Raw genomic sequence first — 18,435 nt, forward strand, 5'->3', positions numbered from 1 at the left:
TCATACAGGCATTACATAGCAATACAAAGACCAGGTTACTATGTAGATAGTGAAAAAAGTAAAGTCTGGAAGGCAGATAAGCACCAACACCTGAAGAACGAACGCGATCCGCAAGCCTCGCATCCTCCTCGCAGCCGGGCTCGTACCAGGGAAGACCGCAAGGACCGCGACACACTCCCGGAAGGACCAGACTTTTCACATATCTGCCGTGCCGGCAGGGCATCCCTGCCCGCATGCCACCGCAAGGTACGGGGCGGCGGGCGGTAAAGAAGCCGGGCGCGGCGGCCGGATCGAGTGCCGGCAAACATGGGTGGTGAGAAGAGGTGACCGTTCGTAGCCGGGATCGCGCGGAGCTTCCGCCGGCCGGAGGGAAGAGAGTAAAGGGGGTTGGTCGCGAGGGGGATGTCGTTCAGATGCTTCTGGTCACCGAGTCGTGGTGTAACTGGAGACAAGATCCCGGAGACTGCGGAACAAGTACGAGAAGGGGGTAGGTGATGTCAGCGGTAGAGACGAGGACCATCGAGGAGATCGAGAAGAGCGGGCAATGGTGGTGGTGGGCCGAGCACAAGCGTTCCAAGAGGCTCGACTACCTGCGCAAGGCGGTGTGGAAGAAGGGGGCCAAGGGCTCGGGCTACAACCCCGGGGTGAAGGTGGACCTGGAGAGGGCCGTTCTCTTCACCGAGGCCTTCAAGGCCAACGAGGCGGACAGCCTGCGCATGCGCTACGCCAAGGCCCTGGCCAACGTATTCGACAACATTACCATCTTCATCCAGGACAACGCCCAGATCATGGGTTACCTGGGGTCACGCCCTCACACCATAGTGTGGCACCCGGAGATCCTCTTCCTGCTCAACGAGGACCTCTACAACGACCGCACGGTGATCCCGGAGCCTGAGGCCGAGAACCTGGCCCTTATCCGGGAGCTATGCGACTACTGGAATCCCATCTGCACCGGGGCCAAGGTCTTCAACCTGGTGCCGCCGGAGGAGATCGTCAAGCTCCTCACCGGGGTCATCGGCTGGGGGCTCCCCATCTCCCGCATCGGGTACGCCACCAAGCAGTGGGACTACATGTTCAGGCTCGGACTGGAGGGCATCCTGGCCGAGATCGACGCCAGGATAGCCGAGGCCGAGGAGCACATATACAAAAAGGTGCCCGACCCGGACGAGCTCCCCTACTACGAGAAGCTGGACGTCTGGAAGTCCATGAAGGTGGTGCTGGAGGCGGTGATCCGCTGGGCACGCCGCTACAGCCGCCTGGCGAGGATCGTCGCCGAGAACTTCGAGACCGACCCCAAGCGCAAGGAGGAGCTGCTGCGCATAGCCGAGGTGTGCGAGAAGGTGCCCGCGCGCCCGCCAGAGCACCTGCACGAGTCGCTGCAGTTCGACCATTTCATCCAGATCGCCTGCCGCTACGAGGCCTGCGAGGGCGCCTGGCCAGCCCGACCCGACTACTGGCACGGCCCCTTCTACGAGAAGGACGTGAACCAGGATAAGATCCTCACCCGCGAGGAGGCCTTGGACCTCACGGGCGAATTCCTCATCCGCTGTTACGAGGTGGGGTGGTTCTGGCTCATGCTGGCGCGCGACACCCTGCAGGGGATCACCGGCACCTGGGTATGGACCATCGGGGGCGTGAACGAGGACGGCACCGACGCCTGCAACGACATGACTGACTGCCTGCTGGAGGCGGCCCGTCTGGTAAGGGTTGCCAACCCCACCTTCGCCTTCCGCTACCACCCCAACGTCAGGATGTCCACCCTGCGGCAGGTCTTCGAGTGCATCCGCCAGGGACTGGGTTATCCGTCCATGCGCAACGACCCCGTGCTCATCACCAACGCCATGCACTGGCACAAGCACCCGCTGCGGGAGGCGCGCCGCTGGGTGCACCAGGCCTGCATGTCGCCCTGCCCGGACACCAAGCTGGGTTGCCAGCCCTTCCGCATGGCCAACGCCACCATCATCGCCGCCAAAGCCGTCGAGTACGCGCTCTTCGACGGCTATGACAACACCCTCCAGATGCAGTTCGGCCCCCATACCGGGGACGCCTCCAAGTTCGAGTCCTTCGAGGAGCTCTATCAGGCCTGGTACACCCAGATCAAGTGGATGATGGACACCTTGGTAAAACTTACCAACGGCGGCCGTTACATGGCGCAGTACCTCGACCCCAGGCCGCTGCTCTCCGGGCTCTACGAGCGCTGCGTGGAGCTGGGCGTGGACTCCTCGCACCCCAGCGAGCGCGGCAACTCCTGGATCACCTTCTTCGCCTGGATGGAGACCGGAGACAGCCTGGCTGCGGTCAAGAAGCTGGTCTTCGACGAGAAGAAATACACCATGGCCCAGCTCGTCGAGGCCCTGCGCGCCAACTGGGAGGGCTACGAGGAGATGCGCATGGACTTCGTGCGCGCGCCCAAGTGGGGTAACGACGACGACTACGTGGACCAGATCCACGTGCGCTGCCACCAGGACGTGGCCAAACACTCTTGGGAGATCAAGGATCCCACCGGCAACCCCTGGCCTCCCCTGCCGGAGAACATCGCCGCCTACGTGACCAACGCCACCAAGGTGTGGGCGCTGCCCAACGGGCGCCGGCTGGGGGACACCCTCTACGACGGCGGCTGCTCTCCAGGGGCGGGACTGGACAAGAAGGGGCCCACGGCGGTGCTGCGCTCGGTGGCCAAGATCGACCACATCGGGGACGTGCGCGCCACCCTGCTCAACCAGAGGCTGTCGCCCCAGCAGCTCGCGGGCGAGAAGGGGTTCCAGATCTGGTACTCCTACATCAAGACCTGGGCGGAGCTGGGCATCGACCACGTGCAGTTCAACATGGTGGACAACGAGACCCTCAAGGCGGCCCAGAAGGAGCCGGAGAAGTACCCCGAGCTCATCGTGCGCATAGCCGGTTACAGCGCCCACTTCGTGGACCTGAACAAGAAGACCCAGGATACCATCATCGCCCGCAGCGTGCAGGAGCTGGGCACCTGATGGCGCGGGGGCGGTTCCGTTCCGGCCCGGCGAGCTCGAGAAGGGGGTAGAGCGATGACCGATTGGGAACAGATGCGCCAGCAGTGGATCCAGGGCGCCATAACCAAGGGGCGCAGGGAGATGCCGGAGAAGGCCTGTGCCATGTGCAGGAACTTCCGGCAGAACTCGGCCTCCGCGGCGGGGGACGGCTTTTGCACGGCCATAAAGGACGGGGAGAAGAACAAGGTGGTCTTCGACAACACCGACGCGGCGGGATGTCCCCACTTCGCCGAGATCGAACGCATACGTACAGACACCAGCGAGTTCATGTGGGACCCCGAGTTCCGGCCCCAGAGGCAACTGCGAGAGAAATAAGGCGGCGCGGGAGGATCGAGGGCGCAGATGATCACCTGCGGATACTGCGGATGCCGGGGATGCCTGGGGGAGTTCGCCTACGTGGCCCAGGCCGGCGGCACTGGTCCCGCCACCCTGAGGCGATGCCCCTCCTGCGGCGAACTGGTAATCGTGGAGGGGGTGGAGGCGCGGCATCCGCCTCCATCCCCCACCGGCCTGCGCGCCGCGGCGGCGCGATCCGGAACCCGCTCGGAGAAGAACGGCAAGGAGGTATGAGGAATGGTCAAATGCGAGAACTGCGGCTACGAAGGCGTCAAGTCCGAGTTCCGCTACCTTTACAACACCACCCTGGACGCCGAGACCGCCTACCGGGAGTGCCCGAAATGCTACGGGTGGGTGGTGGTCAACGAACTCCAGGAGGAACGGGCCGAGAAGTCCCTGGAGAACGCCCAGGCCTGAAGGTGAGAAGCACGGTGCGACGCATCCGGCTTGACGGCGGTCGGCAGGTGGATCGCAGCAGCTTGATGGGGGTGCTTTTCCCGCCGAGGGTCGCGGGCATGCCCCGGGTGTGCGGGTCCGAGCGCCCCGCCCGCGGTCTGCATCCCGCCGCGCCGGGAGGCGGAAAGGGGAGGTACGGAGATGGGAGCTGAGGGTATAGGACCTGAAGCCTTGGTCACCAACATCCAGCGCTATTCCATCAACGACGGTCCGGGCATCCGCACCACCGTCTTCCTCAAGGGTTGCCGTCTGAACTGCGCCTGGTGCCATAACCCGGAGTGCATCAACTTCGGCCCCGAGATCTACTGGAAGCAGTCGCTGTGCACGCAGTGCGGGAGGTGCTTCTCCGTCTGCGAGAGAGGAGCTGTGCAGCCTCCCATCTACCTGGAAGCCGAGGGCGAGAACGCTCACTATCACAAGATCGACCACTCGCGCTGCGACCTCTGCATGGCCTGCGTCGAGGCCTGCATCTACGGCGCCCTTACCAGGGTCGGGGAGCCAAGGAGCGTGGAGGAGGTCCTGGAAGAGGTGGAGAGGGACATGCCCTTTTACCTCAATTCCGGGGGTGGGATGACGGTGACCGGCGGCGAGCCCACCGCCTTCCCGGAATTCACCCTGGCGCTGCTGAAGGGGGCCAAGGAGCGTGGCATACACACTTGCCTCGACACCAGCGGGTTCTGCGAATGGGAGGTGCTGGACGCGCTGCGTCCGTACGTGGACATCTTCCTCTACGACATCAAGTGCCTGAGCAGCAAGCAGCACCTCCTGCGCACGGGGGTGAGCAACTCCCCCATCCTCGCTAACCTCACTCGGCTGGCGGAGGCGGGCGAGAGCATCATCGTGCGCATCCCGGTCATACCGGGATTCAACGATTCCGTGGAACACATGGAGAAGGTGGCGGAGTTCCTGGCGGGGCTGGGGCCGTCCCTGATCCGAGTGGACCTGCTCCCCTTCCACAACTGGTGCCAGGACAAGTACCGCTGGCTGGGCCGCGAATGGCCTTATCGGGACGTCGAGAGCCTCGCCGTGAGCGAGGTGGACGACCTCTTGGACGTCATGGAAGAAAAAGGCATTGTCGTCACCATCGGAGGATGAGCCCCCTGCGGGCCGGTAAGGAGGTAATAGGATGAGCTGTGGAGACTGCAAGTGGTTCTTCCCCCTGGAGGAAGATCCCAGCCGCGGGGACTGCGTGCAGCGCGAGTCGGACGGCAAGAGCGAATACTACACCGCCAAACCGCACAGCGCCGACGACGCCGCGTGCGAGAAATACGAGGCCAGGTAGCGCCGGGCAGCCGGGCAAATCGGTCCCGTGAGACGGGTATGAACGGCTGCCCGAAAGAAGGGGCGGCCCCCGCCGCGAGAACCCTCCCGCACGGCGGGGGCCCTTCCCGCCCCCGCGCGAGCTCGGGACCGCGACCGGAGCGGGCATCCGGGGGGTTACGGCGCGGAGGTAAGGGCGGCGGGAGGACGCCGGAGAAGAGGTGAGAAGCGAGCTGTTTTGTCCCATGTCCGGGGCTGACCCCAAACGGAGGTGGTGTGGATGGTGATCGTGTGCGACCGCTGCGGCTACGAGGGGGAGGGTGAGGAGTTCCGCCTCATCGGGAACGTGATGTGCTGCGGCCCCCTCATCTTCCGCGAGTGCCCCGGCTGCGGCAACCCCGTCATCTGCGACCGCCAGGAGATGCGCGAGGAGGTGGAGAACGCGGCGCGCGACATCTCGCGCAGGATAGAGGCGGCGATACACTGCGGGGACACGGCGCAGGCGCGGGAGCTGCTGAAGGACCTCTCCTTCCTCAACCAGTGCCTCAACCTCGACGCCATCAACGATTACGTGCGGGAGAAGAAGCGCGAGGTCAACCGCCTGGAGAGGGCCGCGTCCTCCCTCTGAAGGCGGCCAGGCCGCGGTGCACTCAGCCTCCGGCCACGTCCCCGGAGGCCACGCGCAGCAGCTCGCCCCCGGCCTCCAGCAGGAGGTTGCCCTCCTCGTCCACCCCGCGCAGGAGGCCGCGTACCTCCTCCTCCCTCCTCCCCGAGCTCCCCGCCAGGGCGTAGGGCGGGTTCACCGTCACCTCGCGCCCCAGGAAGGCCAGGTGCGCGCGGTATTCCTCCATACAGGCATCCCATGCCGCACCCCACCGGTCCCGCAGGCCGCTCAGCGCGGCGCGCAGCAGCTCCATGCGGTCCCAAGTCCTCCCCTCCTCGATGAGCAGGGAGGTGGGGGGTAAGCGGGCTTCGATATCCAGTTCGCCGGGGAGATAGCCCACGTTCAGGCCGAGGCCCACGATGACCAGCTCCCCCGTCTCCCGGGCGAAGGATTCCGAGAGCACGCCCCCCACCTTCCTCTCGCCGTAGACGAGGTCATTGGGCCACTTGAGGTCGGGCCCCCTTCCCCCGAGCTCTACCACGGCGGCGCGCACGGCTAGGGCGACCCTCACTGAGGCGCGGAAGCCGCTCGATTCCCTCAAGGCCACGCTGAACATGAGGCTCTTGCCGGGGAGGTCGAGCCACTGGCGGCCCATCCTTCCCCGTCCCCCCGTCTGGTGACGCGCGACCACCACCAGCCCCTCGGGAACGCCCCCCTCCAGCAGCCTTCTCGCCTCCAGGTTGGTGGAGTCCAGGGTGTCGTATTCCCTTATCTCCCAGGAGGGCAGCTCTCTCTCCCGCTCACCGAAGCCCGACCTCAACGCACCACCCCTTCCGCCGTCCGCTCACGGGGCCTGAACGCCGCACGCGTCCCAAAACCGCGGGCCGATTCCCTCCTCCCGCTCCGGACCCGCTCTTCCCTCGACCCCGCCGCCTCCACGGCACCTCCGTAAAATAGTTCACTCTTACTAAAGTTTTATCGTCATTTCCGCCTTGACACCGGGGCCCTTTTCCATTACAAATATAGCAAACTCCAGTAGGGGGAAAGGCCGATGACAACAAGGATGAGCATGCGCATATCGGGAAAAGCCGTCCCGGAAACGGGGGCCATGGCGGTCGCCGCGCTGCTCTTCGCGGCCCTCACGGGGATCGGAGCCATCATCAGGATCCCTCTTTCCCCCGTGCCGGTGACCATGCAGGTCCTTTTCGTGCTCCTCTCCGGTCTCGTCCTGGGACCGGTATGGGGACCGGTCTCCCAGGCCATGTACCTGACCATGGGAGCCTGCGGCGCCCCCTTCTTCGCCGCTCCCCCGCATGCCGGGCCGGCGGTCCTCTTCGGGCCCACCGCAGGATACCTATGGGGTTTCCTCCTCGCCTCGGCGGCCGCGGGATGGATAGCCGGCCGGGATGGTCAGGCGGACGGACGGGACATGCGGCGCGCTCTTATCCTGGCCCTCGCCTGCGCCGCCGGGATCGCGGCCGTCTACCTGGCGGGAACCTCCTGGCTGGGGGCATGGCTGGGAGCGAGCGGCAAGAGCCCTCTGCTTGCCTACCGCCTAGGGGTCAGGCCGTTCATTCTCATCGATATAATGAAAGCGGTGACGGCGGCCGCCCTGGCGTGGACCTTTCCGCGCCGCTGGTTCGGCCTGGAGTAACCGAACGCGCGCGCACCGCCCGCTCGATCATTGCCGGAACCAAGGCCATATGAGGCATCGGGCTCAAGAGACCCCGCAGGCAGGGACAAAGGGGTGAAGATGGAAGAGAGAAAACACCGGGTCGGGATCACCGACACCACCTTGAGGGACGCGCACCAGTCCCTGTGGGCCACGCGCATGCGCCTCACCGATATCCTTCCCATCGCCGAGCGCATCGACGAGGTGGGGTACTATTCCGTGGAGGTGTGGGGAGGGGCCACCTTCGACGTTTGCATGCGCTACCTCAACGAGGACCCCTGGGACCGCCTCTACCGCATCCGGGAGAAGTTCAAGCGCACCAAGATACAGATGCTCCTGCGCGGGCAGAACATCGTGGCCTACCGCAACTTCGCCGACGACGTGCTGGAGGAGTTCATCAAGCACGCGGTGGCGGGAGGGATGGACATCATCCGCATCTTCGACGCCCTCAACGACACCCGCAACATGCAGAAGGCCATCGAGTTCACCAAGCGCGAGGGAGCCCACGCCCAGGGGACCATCTGTTACACCATCAGCCCCGTGCACGACATCGAGCACTTCGTGCAGACGGCCAAAGAACTGGTGGAGATGGGCTCCGACTCCATCTGCATCAAAGACATGTCGGGGATCCTCGCCCCCTACGTGGCCTTCGAGCTGGTGAGCAGGCTCAAGGAAGCGGTGGAGGTCCCCATCCAGCTCCACTCCCATGCCTCCACGGGCATGGCCTCGCTCTCCTACATCAAAGCCATCGAGGCGGGAGCGGACGTGGTGGACTGCGCCGCCGCCCCTCTCTCCCTCTACACCAGCCAGCCGGCGGTGGAGTCCATGATCGCCTCGTTGAAGGGCACTCCCTACGAGCCGGACCTGGACTTCGAGGCCATCCGCGACGTATCGGAATATTTCGAGGTGGTGTCCAAGAACCGCAAGCTCATGGGTGTGGAGCAGCCGCTCATCGACGTCACCGTCATCTCCCACCAGATCCCCGGGGGCATGGCCACCAACCTCATCGCCCAGCTCGAGCAGCAGAACGCCCTCGACCGCCTGGAGGAGGTGCTGGAGGAGATCCCCGTGGTGAGGAAGGACATGGGCTATCCCCCCCTGGTCACACCTACCAGCCAGCTGGTGGGAACCCAGGCGGTCTTCAACGTGCTGCTGGGAGAGCGCTACAAGATCATCCCGCGCGAGATCGAGAACTACGTCAAGGGTTATTACGGACGCCCCGCCGGGCCCATCGGCGAGGAGCTCAAGCGCAAGGCCCTCAAAGGCGAGGAGCCCATCACCTGCCGCCCCGCAGACCTCCTGGAGCCGGAGCTGCCCAAGGCCAAGCGGGAGCTGGACCCGGAGCTGGTGGAGAAGGAGGAGGATTACATCTCCTACGCCATCTTCCCGGACGTGGCCCTGAAGTTCTTCCAGTGGAGGAAGAACCCGGTGATCGAGGAAGAGGCGCCGCAGAAGGCCATGGAGCGGCGAGAGCGCATGTTCCTGGACGGCACCTCCCTGGAGGACCTCGCCGACCGCCTGGCGACGGTGGTTAGCGAGGGGGTGAGCCAGGCGCTGCAGAACCTCTCCGTGACCGTAAGCCTGGGAGGGAGCCCCGTCCACGCGGAGACGGCCGGCGCGGCCGCCCCCGCCGCCCGCCGCGCGGCCACCGCCGTGGAGCGCGAGGAGCTGGGCCTGGTGATGGTGCGCTCCCCCATGGTGGGCACCTTCTACTCCACCCCCTCGCCGGGCGCCGACCCCTACGTCAGGGAGGGCGACGAGGTGGAGGAAGGTCAGACCCTTTGCCTCATAGAGGTGATGAAGCTCTTCAACGAGATCCCCTCTCCCGTCGCGGGACGGGTGAAGCGCATCCTGGCCGAGCACGGCGCGGGGGTGGAATACGACCAGGTGATCATGGAGATCGAACCCCTGGGAGGATAGGCCTTGTTCAAGCGGGTACTCATCGCGAACCGGGGCGAGATCGCCCTACGCGTGCTGCGGGCTTGCCGCCTGCTGGGGCTGGAGACCGTGGGAATATATTCCAAGGCGGACGCGGACGCCCTGCACCTGCGTTACGTGGACCAGAAGGTATGCGTGGGTCCTGCCGCCAGCGGGGAATCCTACCTCAACATCAGGAACATCATCGGGGCCGCGGAGATCAGCGGAGCGGACGCCGTGCATCCGGGCTACGGGTTCCTGGCGGAGAACGAGGAGTTCGCCCGCGCCTGCGAGGAAAACGACATCAAGCTCATCGGTCCCGACCCCGAGGCCATGTCCCTCATGGGGAACAAGGCGCGCGCGCGAGAGGCCATGCAGAAGGCGGGGGTCCCGGTGCTGCCCGGGGTGTCCTCCTCCGACCTCGACGAGTCCGCGGCCCTCAAGGTGGCGGATGAGCTCGGGTTCCCGGTGCTCATCAAGGCCTCCCTGGGAGGCGGGGGCAAGGGCATGCGCGTCGTCCACGACCGCCAGGAGCTGGTCCGCGCCCTCCCCCTGGTCAAGGCCGAGGCGCGGCACGCCTTCGGCTCCGAGGAGATCTACCTGGAGAAGTTCCTGCGCAGGGCGCGGCACGTGGAGATACAGGTGCTGGGGGACGAGCACGGCAACGTCATCCACCTGGGCGAGAGGGAGTGTTCCATCCAGAGACGCAACCAGAAGCTGTTGGAGGAGGCGCCCTCCCCGGCGGTGTCGCCCGAGCTGCGCGCCAGGATGGGGGAGGCGGCGGTGCGGGGCTCGGCCGCCATCGGCTACAACTCCGCCGGCACCTTCGAGATGCTCCTGGACGAGGAGGGCGACTTCTATTTCATGGAGTTCAACGCCCGCGTCCAGGTAGAGCACCCCGTGACGGAGATGGTCACCGGCATCGACATCGTAGTGGAGCAGATCAGGAACGCCATGGGCGAGCCCATGTCCCTGCGCCAGGAGGACGTGGAGCTGCGGGGCCACGCCATCGAGTGCCGCATCAACGCCGAGGACCACCACCGTGACTTCCTGCCCACTCCCGGCTACATCGAGAGGTGGACGGTGCCCGGGGGACCCCACGTGCGCGTGGACACCCACTGCTACCAGGGCTACCACGTATCCCCAAACTACGATTCCCTCCTCGCCAAGCTCATCGTGCACGGGCGTGACCGCGCCGAGGCCCTGCGCCTCATGGAGCAGGCCCTGCGCGAGTTCGAGGTCGAGGGCGTATCCACCCTCATCCCCTTCCACCTGCGCCTGCTGGCGAACCCCGATTTCATCGCCGGCAGGTACCACACCCGCTGGGTGGAACAGGACATGTTCTGATGTTGCCTCCCATTCCCCGCTTGATATAGCCTTGACTACGGACCAAGCGAGTGCCCGCGCGGGGAAAGGAGCGAGCCAGGTGGATTCCAGCAGCAGGGCAGATTACCTGCTAATCGCGGGCGCGGCGGTACTATGGGGATCGGTGGGGGTGTTCCTGCGCTGGGTGGATCTTCCAGGCAGGGAGTATTTCGTGGTCTTCATGCGCTCCGTCATCAGCCTCTGCTTCCTCACCGCGGTGATCCTGGCGAGCGGGAAGCGGGAGCAGCTCCATCCCGGCAGGCATCCCCTCCTCCTCCTCGCCAGCGGCGCCCTCCTCACCTTCCACTGGGTGATCTTCCTGAAGGCGCTGAACAACCTGTCCATCGGCGACGCGGAGTTCATCACCTACCTGGCCCCCGTGTTCGTGGCCATCCTGGCCCCCCTGCTGTTGAGGGAAAGGCTGGAGGCCACCACCGTGCTGGCCCTGGCCCTCGCCGTGGGGGGGATGTTCCTCGTCGCCCTCACGGGCCAGGAGGAAGGCGCCGCCCTCAGCGGCCCCGGCATCGCCTACGCCCTCACCGCGGCGGCGAGCTACGCCTTCCTCCTCATCATCCTGAAGAAGCTGCGCCGGGACACCCCCTCTCTCACCATCACCTTCTACCAAACGGGGGTGAACGCCCTGCTCCTCCTGCCCTTCTGCGCCTTCCGGGATTTCCAGGTCACCGCGGGCGGCTGGGTCTCCCTCATGGTGCTGGGGACGGTGCACACGGCGTTCGCCGGGCTGGTCTACGTGCACGCGGTCAAGAGGGTGAAGGCACAGCACGTGGGGATCATCGCCTATCTCGAGCCTCTGAGCGCGGTGCTCTTCGGGCTCGCCTTCCTGGGTGAACGGCCGGGGTGGCAGGACCTGGCGGGGGGCGCGCTGATCATCGCCGCCGGCGCACTGGTCATGCACCGCGCCTGGTCCGGTAACGGCCCCGCCCCCGAGGGCCCTCAGGCATAGATGGCCAGGTTCAGGTCTCCGTCCGGGAGCGCCTCCCACTGGTGCCGGGATGACTCGAGCCCCGCGAGCAGCTCGTAAAGGCCCTTGGCCATGCCCACCAGCATGTAGGGCATGCACGCGTTGCGGATGGAAAGCTCCAGCTTCCCCCTGCCGCCCTCCACGCGCGCCACATAACCCAGGCCGCGCAGGGCGGTGAGGGCGGGAAGGGAGGGCGCGATGCGCGACACCGCCTCCCTGTCCACCCGGGACTTCACGTAGCGCCGCTGGGCCTCGATGGACGTCTCGAAGACCCGCGGCCCGAACTCCTCCTCCAGGTCCCCGAAAACGGCGTCGATGGCCTGCGAGCCCAGGACGGCCACCCGGCGCGAGGTATCGGCGGCGATGATCGTCCCCTTCCGGAGATCCCAGCGGTAGCGCGCCACGTCCTCGGGTACCCCGCATTCCGGACAGCGCTCGTAGGCGAGGTCGCCGGGCTTGAAGTCATACCTCCTGCGCCGCAGCTTGCCGCTCAGCTCGAGCTCGTGGGCTCCGGGCCGTACCTCCACCAGGTATTCGTCCTCGCCCGTCTCCCTGCTCTCCACGCGCATGTCCATGCCCTCGAAGGCCTCCACCGTGCCCAGCACGTCGGCCATCCACAGGGGGAGCGAGTAGGGGTGGCGCACCACGAAGCTGCGCCAGGGGTACTCGTAACCCCTCTCCCAGCCCTCGCCGAGGACGATGTCTCCGTAACCGAAGACCTTCCCCATGTTGACCACCCTCTGGCTCAACTCCCTGCGCAGCCTGTGCAGGGCTTTCGCCATCACCTTCGTGAACGGCGAACCGCCGCGAATGGGGTCGGCGTCGCCTATGAGGAGGGTGTTCCTCACCTCGAAAGGGAAGCTCCTCTCGATGAAGCGCCTGGTCTCCCTCCTGCGGCTCTCGATGACCATGGGCTCCACGGGCTTCCCGAGCATCTCCCGCATGCCCGCGAAGATGTTGTCGATGACGTTGGATTCGAAGAAGACCATGCGGTTGCGGGGGGAGTCCGCAAGGGTGATCACGCCGTTGTCTCCCCAGCGCAGTTCGCGCCCGATCAGCGTGGGCACCCCGCACCGCGCACAGAGCTCGATCTCCTCCACGCTCTCCTCCCTATCCCTTGCCTCAAACTCCCCTCATGGTTCCCCCGGCCTGCGGAGCCCGGGGTGAGGAGCGGCGGCGTCAATCCACCCTCACCTCGATGGAGAGGTCGCCGTCGTCGGCGAAATGGTATTCATATCTCGAGCTCTCCCTGTTGAGGGCCAGCTCGTAGATGGCCTGGGCCATGCCCACCATGAGCAGCGGCAGGCAGGCGTTCTCGATGGTGAGGGAGAGATGCTTTTCGTCCGCCTCGAAGCGGGTGACGTTTCCCATGCCCCGGAGCGCCGAGAGGCGGTTGAAGGTGGTCCTGCCCCTCCTCCAGTCACGCCGGCGCGCTCTTTCCTTCACGAACCTCCTCTCCGCCTCGATCACCGCGGCGGGGACCTCCTCCCCCAGCTCGGCCTGCAGGTCTTCCAGCACCACCTCCAGGGCCGAAGGCCCGTAGATGGCCATCCTCCACCCGTAATCGGGGTCGTTGATGATGCCCTGCTCGGGTTTCCACTCGTAGCGCGCCAGCTCGGCCGGCAGGCCGCATCCCTCGCAGCGCTCAAAGACGATCTCCCCAGGCTTGAAGGAATAGCGCCTTCGCTTCAACCTCTCCTTCAGCTCCAGGGGATGCCCGGCGGGATAGGTCACGAAGAGATAGGTGTCTTCGTCGAGCCGCTCGTAGCGCACCCACTGGTCTATCCCTTCGACGGCCTCGTTGGATCCCAGGGCGTCCGCGGCCCAGAAGGGTACGGAATAGGGATTGCGCACCACGTTCGACCGCCAGGGGAAGGGATCTCCCATCTCCCAGGTGTCTCCGGGCCGGGAGTCCCCGTAGCCGTATATCCTGCCGATCTCTATGATCTCCCGGGTGATCGTCCTGGTGATCTCTCGCAGGACCTTCTCGCCGGCGGGGTCTCTTCCGGTTATCCCCTCCTTGTAGGCGTCCCGGGCGCTCGCGATCATCTCCCTCACCTCCGGGGGCAGGGAGCGCTGGATGTACTTCTTCACCTCGCGCCTGCGGCTCTCGATGACGATGTGCTCGATGGGCAGCCCGATGAGCTCCTCGATGCCGCGGAAGAGGTTGTCTATGACCCGCGACTCGTACAGGATCATGCGGTTGGCGGGAGACCTCTTGAGGGTGATGACCCCGTTGTTCCCCCATTCCAGCTCCCGGGAGATCATGAGGGGCACTCCGCACCGCGCACAACGCTCCACGTCCGCCATGGCTACCTCCATCGATCGCGATCTCTGCACTTGATATTTTCGCCTTGCGGCGCGGCGGACTTGAGCGCGGGGAAGGATCGGGCCCCGGGACCCTTGTCCCACCCCGTGCCGGCGTGGCCCCGAGATGAGCGCCGCGGAAAGCGCAGGTACGCGGTCCTGGAAGATGGGGTTGGAAGGAGAAAGATATAGTGCGATATCCAGAATCTCCGTGCGGCGAGATCTCCCCGGGGAGATGGTGGTTTGCGGTCATCTGGGCGGACCGACGCCCGCCGCGCGGTGGGAAGAAGGAGGGGTCAGGCCTCAGGCCGGCGGCGTGAGTTCGCCGGAGTCGCCTGCCGCCGCGAGGAGAGGAGGAAGCGCTTTTCCGGACCCGGAGAGAGGGTTCGCTTGGGCACTCCTTTCTGCCTGCGCCGCGGGCAGCGCGGAAGGCCCTCCGCTCCCAAGCCTATGCTATCCGAACCGCGATGGAGAGGTCGCCGTCGTCCGCGAGCTCCCACTCGCAGGTGGAGCTCTCCACGCGGTAGGCCATCTCCACCAGGGCCTGAACCGTCCCCACCATGGGGAGGTGCAGACACGCGTTCTGGACCAGCATCTCCAGGCCGTGCCGGTCTCCCTCGAAGCGCGCGAGGTACCCCAGGCCGCGCACGGCGATCATCTGCTGGAAGGTGAGACCGTCGAGGTTCCAGTTCTCCGTGTTCCAGGCGGAACGGATATAGCGCCGCGTGGCCTCGATCACCGTCTCGGGTATGGCCTCCCCCAACTCGTACTCCAGGTCGTCGAAAACCGCGTCGGCGGAAAAGGGGCCGAAGATGGCCGTCCTCCTCCCCGTATCGGGGTCGGTGATGGTGCCGGCCTCGACGTCCCACCTCTGCCTGGCCACCGCCAGGGGGATTCCGCACTGCGGGCAGCGCTTATAATCCACATCGCCCGGCTTGAAGTCATAGCGCCTGCGCTTAAGGCGTTCCCTCAGCTCCAGCGCGTGTTCTCCCGGAAAGACCTCCGTGCGGTAGGTGTCCTCGCCCGTCTTCTCGTACCTCACCTGCATCTCGATGCCCTCGAAGGCCTCCACCGATCCCAGGTTGTCCGCGGCGAGGAAGAGGATGGAGTAGGGGTTCCGCACCTTCTGCACCCGCCAGGGGAAATCCGCCCCCTCCTCCCAGAGCTCGCTCATCATCTGCTCGCCGTAACCGTAGTTCTTCGCGATGTCCATGATGTTCCGGGTGATGACCCTCATGGTGGCCAGGAGGGTCTCCCGCTCCTCGGGGGTCATGCGCGCCATGCGCTCCTCCAAGCCCGAATCCGATCCGTCGATGATCCCGCGCACCTCCGGGGGAAAGGCCCTCTCGATGTAGCGCCGGGTCTCGCGGCTCCTGCTCTCTATGACCATGCGCTCGACGGGCACGCCGATGAGCTCCTCGATGCCCCTGATGACGCGGTCGATGGTCTCGGACTCGAAAAAGACCATGCGGTTGCGGGGGGAGTCCGCAAGGGTGATCACGCCGTTGTCTCCCCAGCGCAGTTCGCGCCCGATCAGCGTGGGCACCCCGCACCGCGCACAGAGCTCGATCTCCTCCACGCTCTCCTCCCTATCCCTTGCCTCAAACTCCCCTCATGGTTCCCCCGGCCTGCGGAGCCCGGGGTGAGGAGCGGCGGCGTCAATCCACCCTCACCTCGATGGAGAGGTCGCCGTCGTCGGCGAAATGGTATTCATATCTCGAGCTCTCCCTGTTGAGGGCCAGCTCGTAGATGGCCTGGGCCATGCCCACCATGAGCAGCGGCAGGCAGGCGTTCTCGATGGTGAGGGAGAGATGCTTTTCGTCCGCCTCGAAGCGGGTGACGTTTCCCATGCCCCGGAGCGCCGAGAGGCGGTTGAAGGTGGTCCTGCCCCTCCTCCAGTCACGCCGGCGCGCTCTTTCCTTCACGAACCTCCTCTCCGCCTCGATCACCGCGGCGGGGACCTCCTCCCCCAGCTCGGCCTGCAGGTCTTCCAGCACCACCTCCAGGGCCGAAGGCCCGTAGATGGCCATCCTCCACCCGTAATCGGGGTCGTTGATGATGCCCTGCTCGGGTTTCCACTCGTAGCGCGCCAGCTCGGCCGGCAGGCCGCATCCCTCGCAGCGCTCAAAGACGATCTCCCCAGGCTTGAAGGAATAGCGCCTTCGCTTCAACCTCTCCTTCAGCTCCAGGGGATGCCCGGCGGGATAGGTCACGAAGAGATAGGTGTCTTCGTCGAGCCGCTCGTAGCGCACCCACTGGTCTATCCCTTCGACGGCCTCGTTGGATCCCAGGGCGTCCGCGGCCCAGAAGGGTACGGAATAGGGATTGCGCACCACGTTCGACCGCCAGGGGAAGGGATCTCCCATCTCCCAGGTGTCTCCGGGCCGGGAGTCCCCGTAGCCGTATATCCTGCCGATCTCTATGATCTCCCGGGTGATCGTCCTGGTGATCTCTCGCAGGACCTTCTCGCCGGCGGGGTCTCTTCCGGTTATCCCCTCCTTGTAGGCGTCCCGGGCGCTCGCGATCATCTCCCTCACCTCCGGGGGCAGGGAGCGCTGGATGTACTTCTTCACCTCGCGCCTGCGGCTCTCGATGACGATGTGCTCGATGGGCAGCCCGATGAGCTCCTCGATGCCGCGGAAGAGGTTGTCTATGACCCGCGACTCGTACAGGATCATGCGGTTGGCGGGAGACCTCTTGAGGGTGATGACCCCGTTGTTCCCCCATTCCAGCTCCCGGGAGATCATGAGGGGCACTCCGCACCGCGCACAACGCTCCACGTCCGCCATGGCTACCTCCATCGATCGCGATCTCTGCACTTGATATTTTCGCCTTGCGGCGCGGCGGACTTGAGCGCGGGGAAGGATCGGGCCCCGGGACCCTTGTCCCACCCCGTGCCGGCGTGGCCCCGAGATGAGCGCCGCGGAAAGCGCAGGTACGCGGTCCTGGAAGATGGGGTTGGAAGGAGAAAGATATAGTGCGATATCCAGAATCTCCGTGCGGCGAGATCTCCCCGGGGAGATGGTGGTTTGCGGTCATCTGGGCGGACCGACGCCCGCCGCGCGGTGGGAAGAAGGAGGGGTCAGGCCTCAGGCCGGCGGCGTGAGTTCGCCGGAGTCGCCTGCCGCCGCGAGGAGAGGAGGAAGCGCTTTTCCGGACCCGGAGAGAGGGTTCGCTTGGGCACTCCTTTCTGCCTGCGCCGCGGGCAGCGCGGAAGGCCCTCCGCTCCCAAGCCTATGCTATCCGAACCGCGATGGAGAGGTCGCCGTCGTCCGCGAGCTCCCACTCGCAGGTGGAGCTCTCCACGCGGTAGGCCATCTCCACCAGGGCCTGAACCGTCCCCACCATGGGGAGGTGCAGACACGCGTTCTGGACCAGCATCTCCAGGCCGTGCCGGTCTCCCTCGAAGCGCGCGAGGTACCCCAGGCCGCGCACGGCGATCATCTGCTGGAAGGTGAGACCGTCGAGGTTCCAGTTCTCCGTGTTCCAGGCGGAACGGATATAGCGCCGCGTGGCCTCGATCACCGTCTCGGGTATGGCCTCCCCCAACTCGTACTCCAGGTCGTCGAAAACCGCGTCGGCGGAAAAGGGGCCGAAGATGGCCGTCCTCCTCCCCGTATCGGGGTCGGTGATGGTGCCGGCCTCGACGTCCCACCTCTGCCTGGCCACCGCCAGGGGGATTCCGCACTGCGGGCAGCGCTTATAATCCACATCGCCCGGCTTGAAGTCATAGCGCCTGCGCTTAAGGCGTTCCCTCAGCTCCAGCGCGTGTTCTCCCGGAAAGACCTCCGTGCGGTAGGTGTCCTCGCCCGTCTTCTCGTACCTCACCTGCATCTCGATGCCCTCGAAGGCCTCCACCGATCCCAGGTTGTCCGCGGCGAGGAAGAGGATGGAGTAGGGGTTCCGCACCTTCTGCACCCGCCAGGGGAAATCCGCCCCCTCCTCCCAGAGCTCGCTCATCATCTGCTCGCCGTAACCGTAGTTCTTCGCGATGTCCATGATGTTCCGGGTGATGACCCTCATGGTGGCCAGGAGGGTCTCCCGCTCCTCGGGGGTCATGCGCGCCATGCGCTCCTCCAAGCCCGAATCCGATCCGTCGATGATCCCGCGCACCTCCGGGGGAAAGGCCCTCTCGATGTAGCGCCGGGTCTCGCGGCTCCTGCTCTCTATGACCATGCGCTCGACGGGCACGCCAATGAGCTCCTCGATGCCCCTGATGACGCGGTCGATGGTCTCGGACTCGAAAAAGACCATGCGGTTGCGGGGAGAAGCGGCAAGGGAGATGACGCCGTTGCTCTCCCAGTTGAGTTCCCTGCTCACCATGAGGGGAACCACGCATTCGGCACAGGTCTCTATCATGCGCCATCCCTCCTCCGGTCGCCTCTTTGTCCCGGTCGGAAGGCAGGCCTCGACATCCTCTCCACTCCTATTATTCTTATTCTCGGAAAGGACGAGGCCGTCCTTCAGCGACACCCGGACCCGTGCCTGGCTCCGCGCGGAAACAATCGGCGTC

At 65.6% G+C, this 18,435-nt stretch carries 17 protein-coding genes; 11 read left to right on the forward strand and 6 right to left on the reverse strand.

All coding sequences use genetic code 11. The features are described from left to right. Positions 1–494 precede the first annotated feature (494 nt). The 7 genes from H5T74_09205 to H5T74_09235 all read left to right on the forward strand — a co-directional run bounded on the left by H5T74_09205 (position 495) and on the right by H5T74_09235 (position 5,703). The gene (locus H5T74_09205) at positions 495–2,984 is read left to right on the forward strand and encodes a formate acetyltransferase (GenBank protein MBC7230549.1); all 2,490 of its coding nucleotides are present in this window, start codon (positions 495–497) and stop codon (positions 2,982–2,984) included. Between the two features lie 54 nt (positions 2,985–3,038). Next, the gene (locus tag H5T74_09210) at positions 3,039–3,338 is read left to right on the forward strand and encodes a hypothetical protein (GenBank protein MBC7230550.1); all 300 of its coding nucleotides are present in this window, start codon (positions 3,039–3,041) and stop codon (positions 3,336–3,338) included. Between the two features lie 27 nt (positions 3,339–3,365). After that, positions 3,366–3,593 (forward strand): hypothetical protein, encoded by a 228-nt coding sequence (locus tag H5T74_09215; GenBank protein MBC7230551.1) that lies wholly within the window; start codon positions 3,366–3,368, stop codon positions 3,591–3,593. 3 nt (positions 3,594–3,596) lie between these two features. Then, entirely contained in the window at positions 3,597–3,776 is a 180-nt protein-coding gene (locus H5T74_09220) for a hypothetical protein (GenBank protein ID MBC7230552.1), read from the forward strand. Between the two features lie 180 nt (positions 3,777–3,956). Then, complete coding sequence (locus H5T74_09225; GenBank protein MBC7230553.1) at positions 3,957–4,910, forward strand: glycyl-radical enzyme activating protein; 954 nt, start codon at positions 3,957–3,959, stop codon at positions 4,908–4,910. 31 nt (positions 4,911–4,941) lie between these two features. Beyond that, positions 4,942–5,097: a benzylsuccinate synthase gamma subunit family protein gene (locus H5T74_09230; GenBank protein MBC7230554.1), complete on the forward strand. Its 156-nt coding sequence runs from the start codon at positions 4,942–4,944 to the stop codon at positions 5,095–5,097. Positions 5,098–5,355: 258 nt separating this feature from the next. Beyond that, positions 5,356–5,703: a hypothetical protein gene (locus H5T74_09235; GenBank protein MBC7230555.1), complete on the forward strand. Its 348-nt coding sequence runs from the start codon at positions 5,356–5,358 to the stop codon at positions 5,701–5,703. A gap of 22 nt (positions 5,704–5,725) precedes the next feature. Here the strand turns inward: H5T74_09235 and H5T74_09240 are convergent, their stop codons facing one another. Next, positions 5,726–6,499 carry a biotin--[acetyl-CoA-carboxylase] ligase gene (locus H5T74_09240; protein ID MBC7230556.1) on the reverse strand — a complete coding sequence of 258 codons (774 nt, stop codon included), beginning with the start codon at positions 6,497–6,499 and terminating at the stop codon, positions 5,726–5,728. Positions 6,500–6,748: 249 nt separating this feature from the next. Between H5T74_09240 and H5T74_09245 the strand changes: the two genes are divergently transcribed. The 4 genes from H5T74_09245 (at position 6,749) to H5T74_09260 (ending at position 11,597) form a co-directional block, all read left to right on the forward strand. Further along, positions 6,749–7,333: a biotin transporter BioY gene (locus H5T74_09245; GenBank protein ID MBC7230557.1), complete on the forward strand. Its 585-nt coding sequence runs from the start codon at positions 6,749–6,751 to the stop codon at positions 7,331–7,333. A 99-nt stretch (positions 7,334–7,432) separates the two neighbouring features. Then, complete coding sequence (locus H5T74_09250; protein MBC7230558.1) at positions 7,433–9,271, forward strand: pyruvate/oxaloacetate carboxyltransferase; 1,839 nt, start codon at positions 7,433–7,435, stop codon at positions 9,269–9,271. Between the two features lie 3 nt (positions 9,272–9,274). Then, positions 9,275–10,615, forward strand: a complete 1,341-nt coding sequence (accC, locus tag H5T74_09255; GenBank protein ID MBC7230559.1) for an acetyl-CoA carboxylase biotin carboxylase subunit — start codon at positions 9,275–9,277, stop codon at positions 10,613–10,615. A gap of 79 nt (positions 10,616–10,694) precedes the next feature. Beyond that, positions 10,695–11,597: a DMT family transporter gene (locus H5T74_09260; GenBank protein ID MBC7230560.1), complete on the forward strand. Its 903-nt coding sequence runs from the start codon at positions 10,695–10,697 to the stop codon at positions 11,595–11,597. Here the strand turns inward: H5T74_09260 and H5T74_09265 are convergent. From H5T74_09265 to H5T74_09285, 5 genes are all read right to left on the reverse strand, one after another. Next, positions 11,588–12,715, reverse strand: a complete 1,128-nt coding sequence (locus tag H5T74_09265) for a hypothetical protein (GenBank protein ID MBC7230561.1) — start codon at positions 12,713–12,715, stop codon at positions 11,588–11,590. The genes H5T74_09260 and H5T74_09265 overlap by 10 nt on opposite strands. Positions 12,716–12,794: 79 nt before the next feature. Next, positions 12,795–13,937, reverse strand: a complete 1,143-nt coding sequence (locus H5T74_09270) for a hypothetical protein (GenBank protein ID MBC7230562.1) — start codon at positions 13,935–13,937, stop codon at positions 12,795–12,797. Positions 13,938–14,370: 433 nt separating this feature from the next. After that, on the reverse strand, positions 14,371–15,501 hold the full coding sequence (locus H5T74_09275; protein MBC7230563.1) for a hypothetical protein: 1,131 nt from the start codon (positions 15,499–15,501) through the stop codon (positions 14,371–14,373). Positions 15,502–15,580: 79 nt separating this feature from the next. Continuing rightward, complete coding sequence (locus H5T74_09280) at positions 15,581–16,723, reverse strand: hypothetical protein (GenBank protein MBC7230564.1); 1,143 nt, start codon at positions 16,721–16,723, stop codon at positions 15,581–15,583. A gap of 433 nt (positions 16,724–17,156) precedes the next feature. After that, on the reverse strand, positions 17,157–18,281 hold the full coding sequence (locus tag H5T74_09285) for a hypothetical protein (protein ID MBC7230565.1): 1,125 nt from the start codon (positions 18,279–18,281) through the stop codon (positions 17,157–17,159). Positions 18,282–18,435 lie beyond the last annotated feature (154 nt).

The sequence above is a fragment of the Actinomycetota bacterium genome (genome assembly GCA_014360645.1).
In the GTDB taxonomy this organism is placed as follows: Bacteria; Actinomycetota; Geothermincolia; order Geothermincolales; family RBG-13-55-18; genus Solincola_B.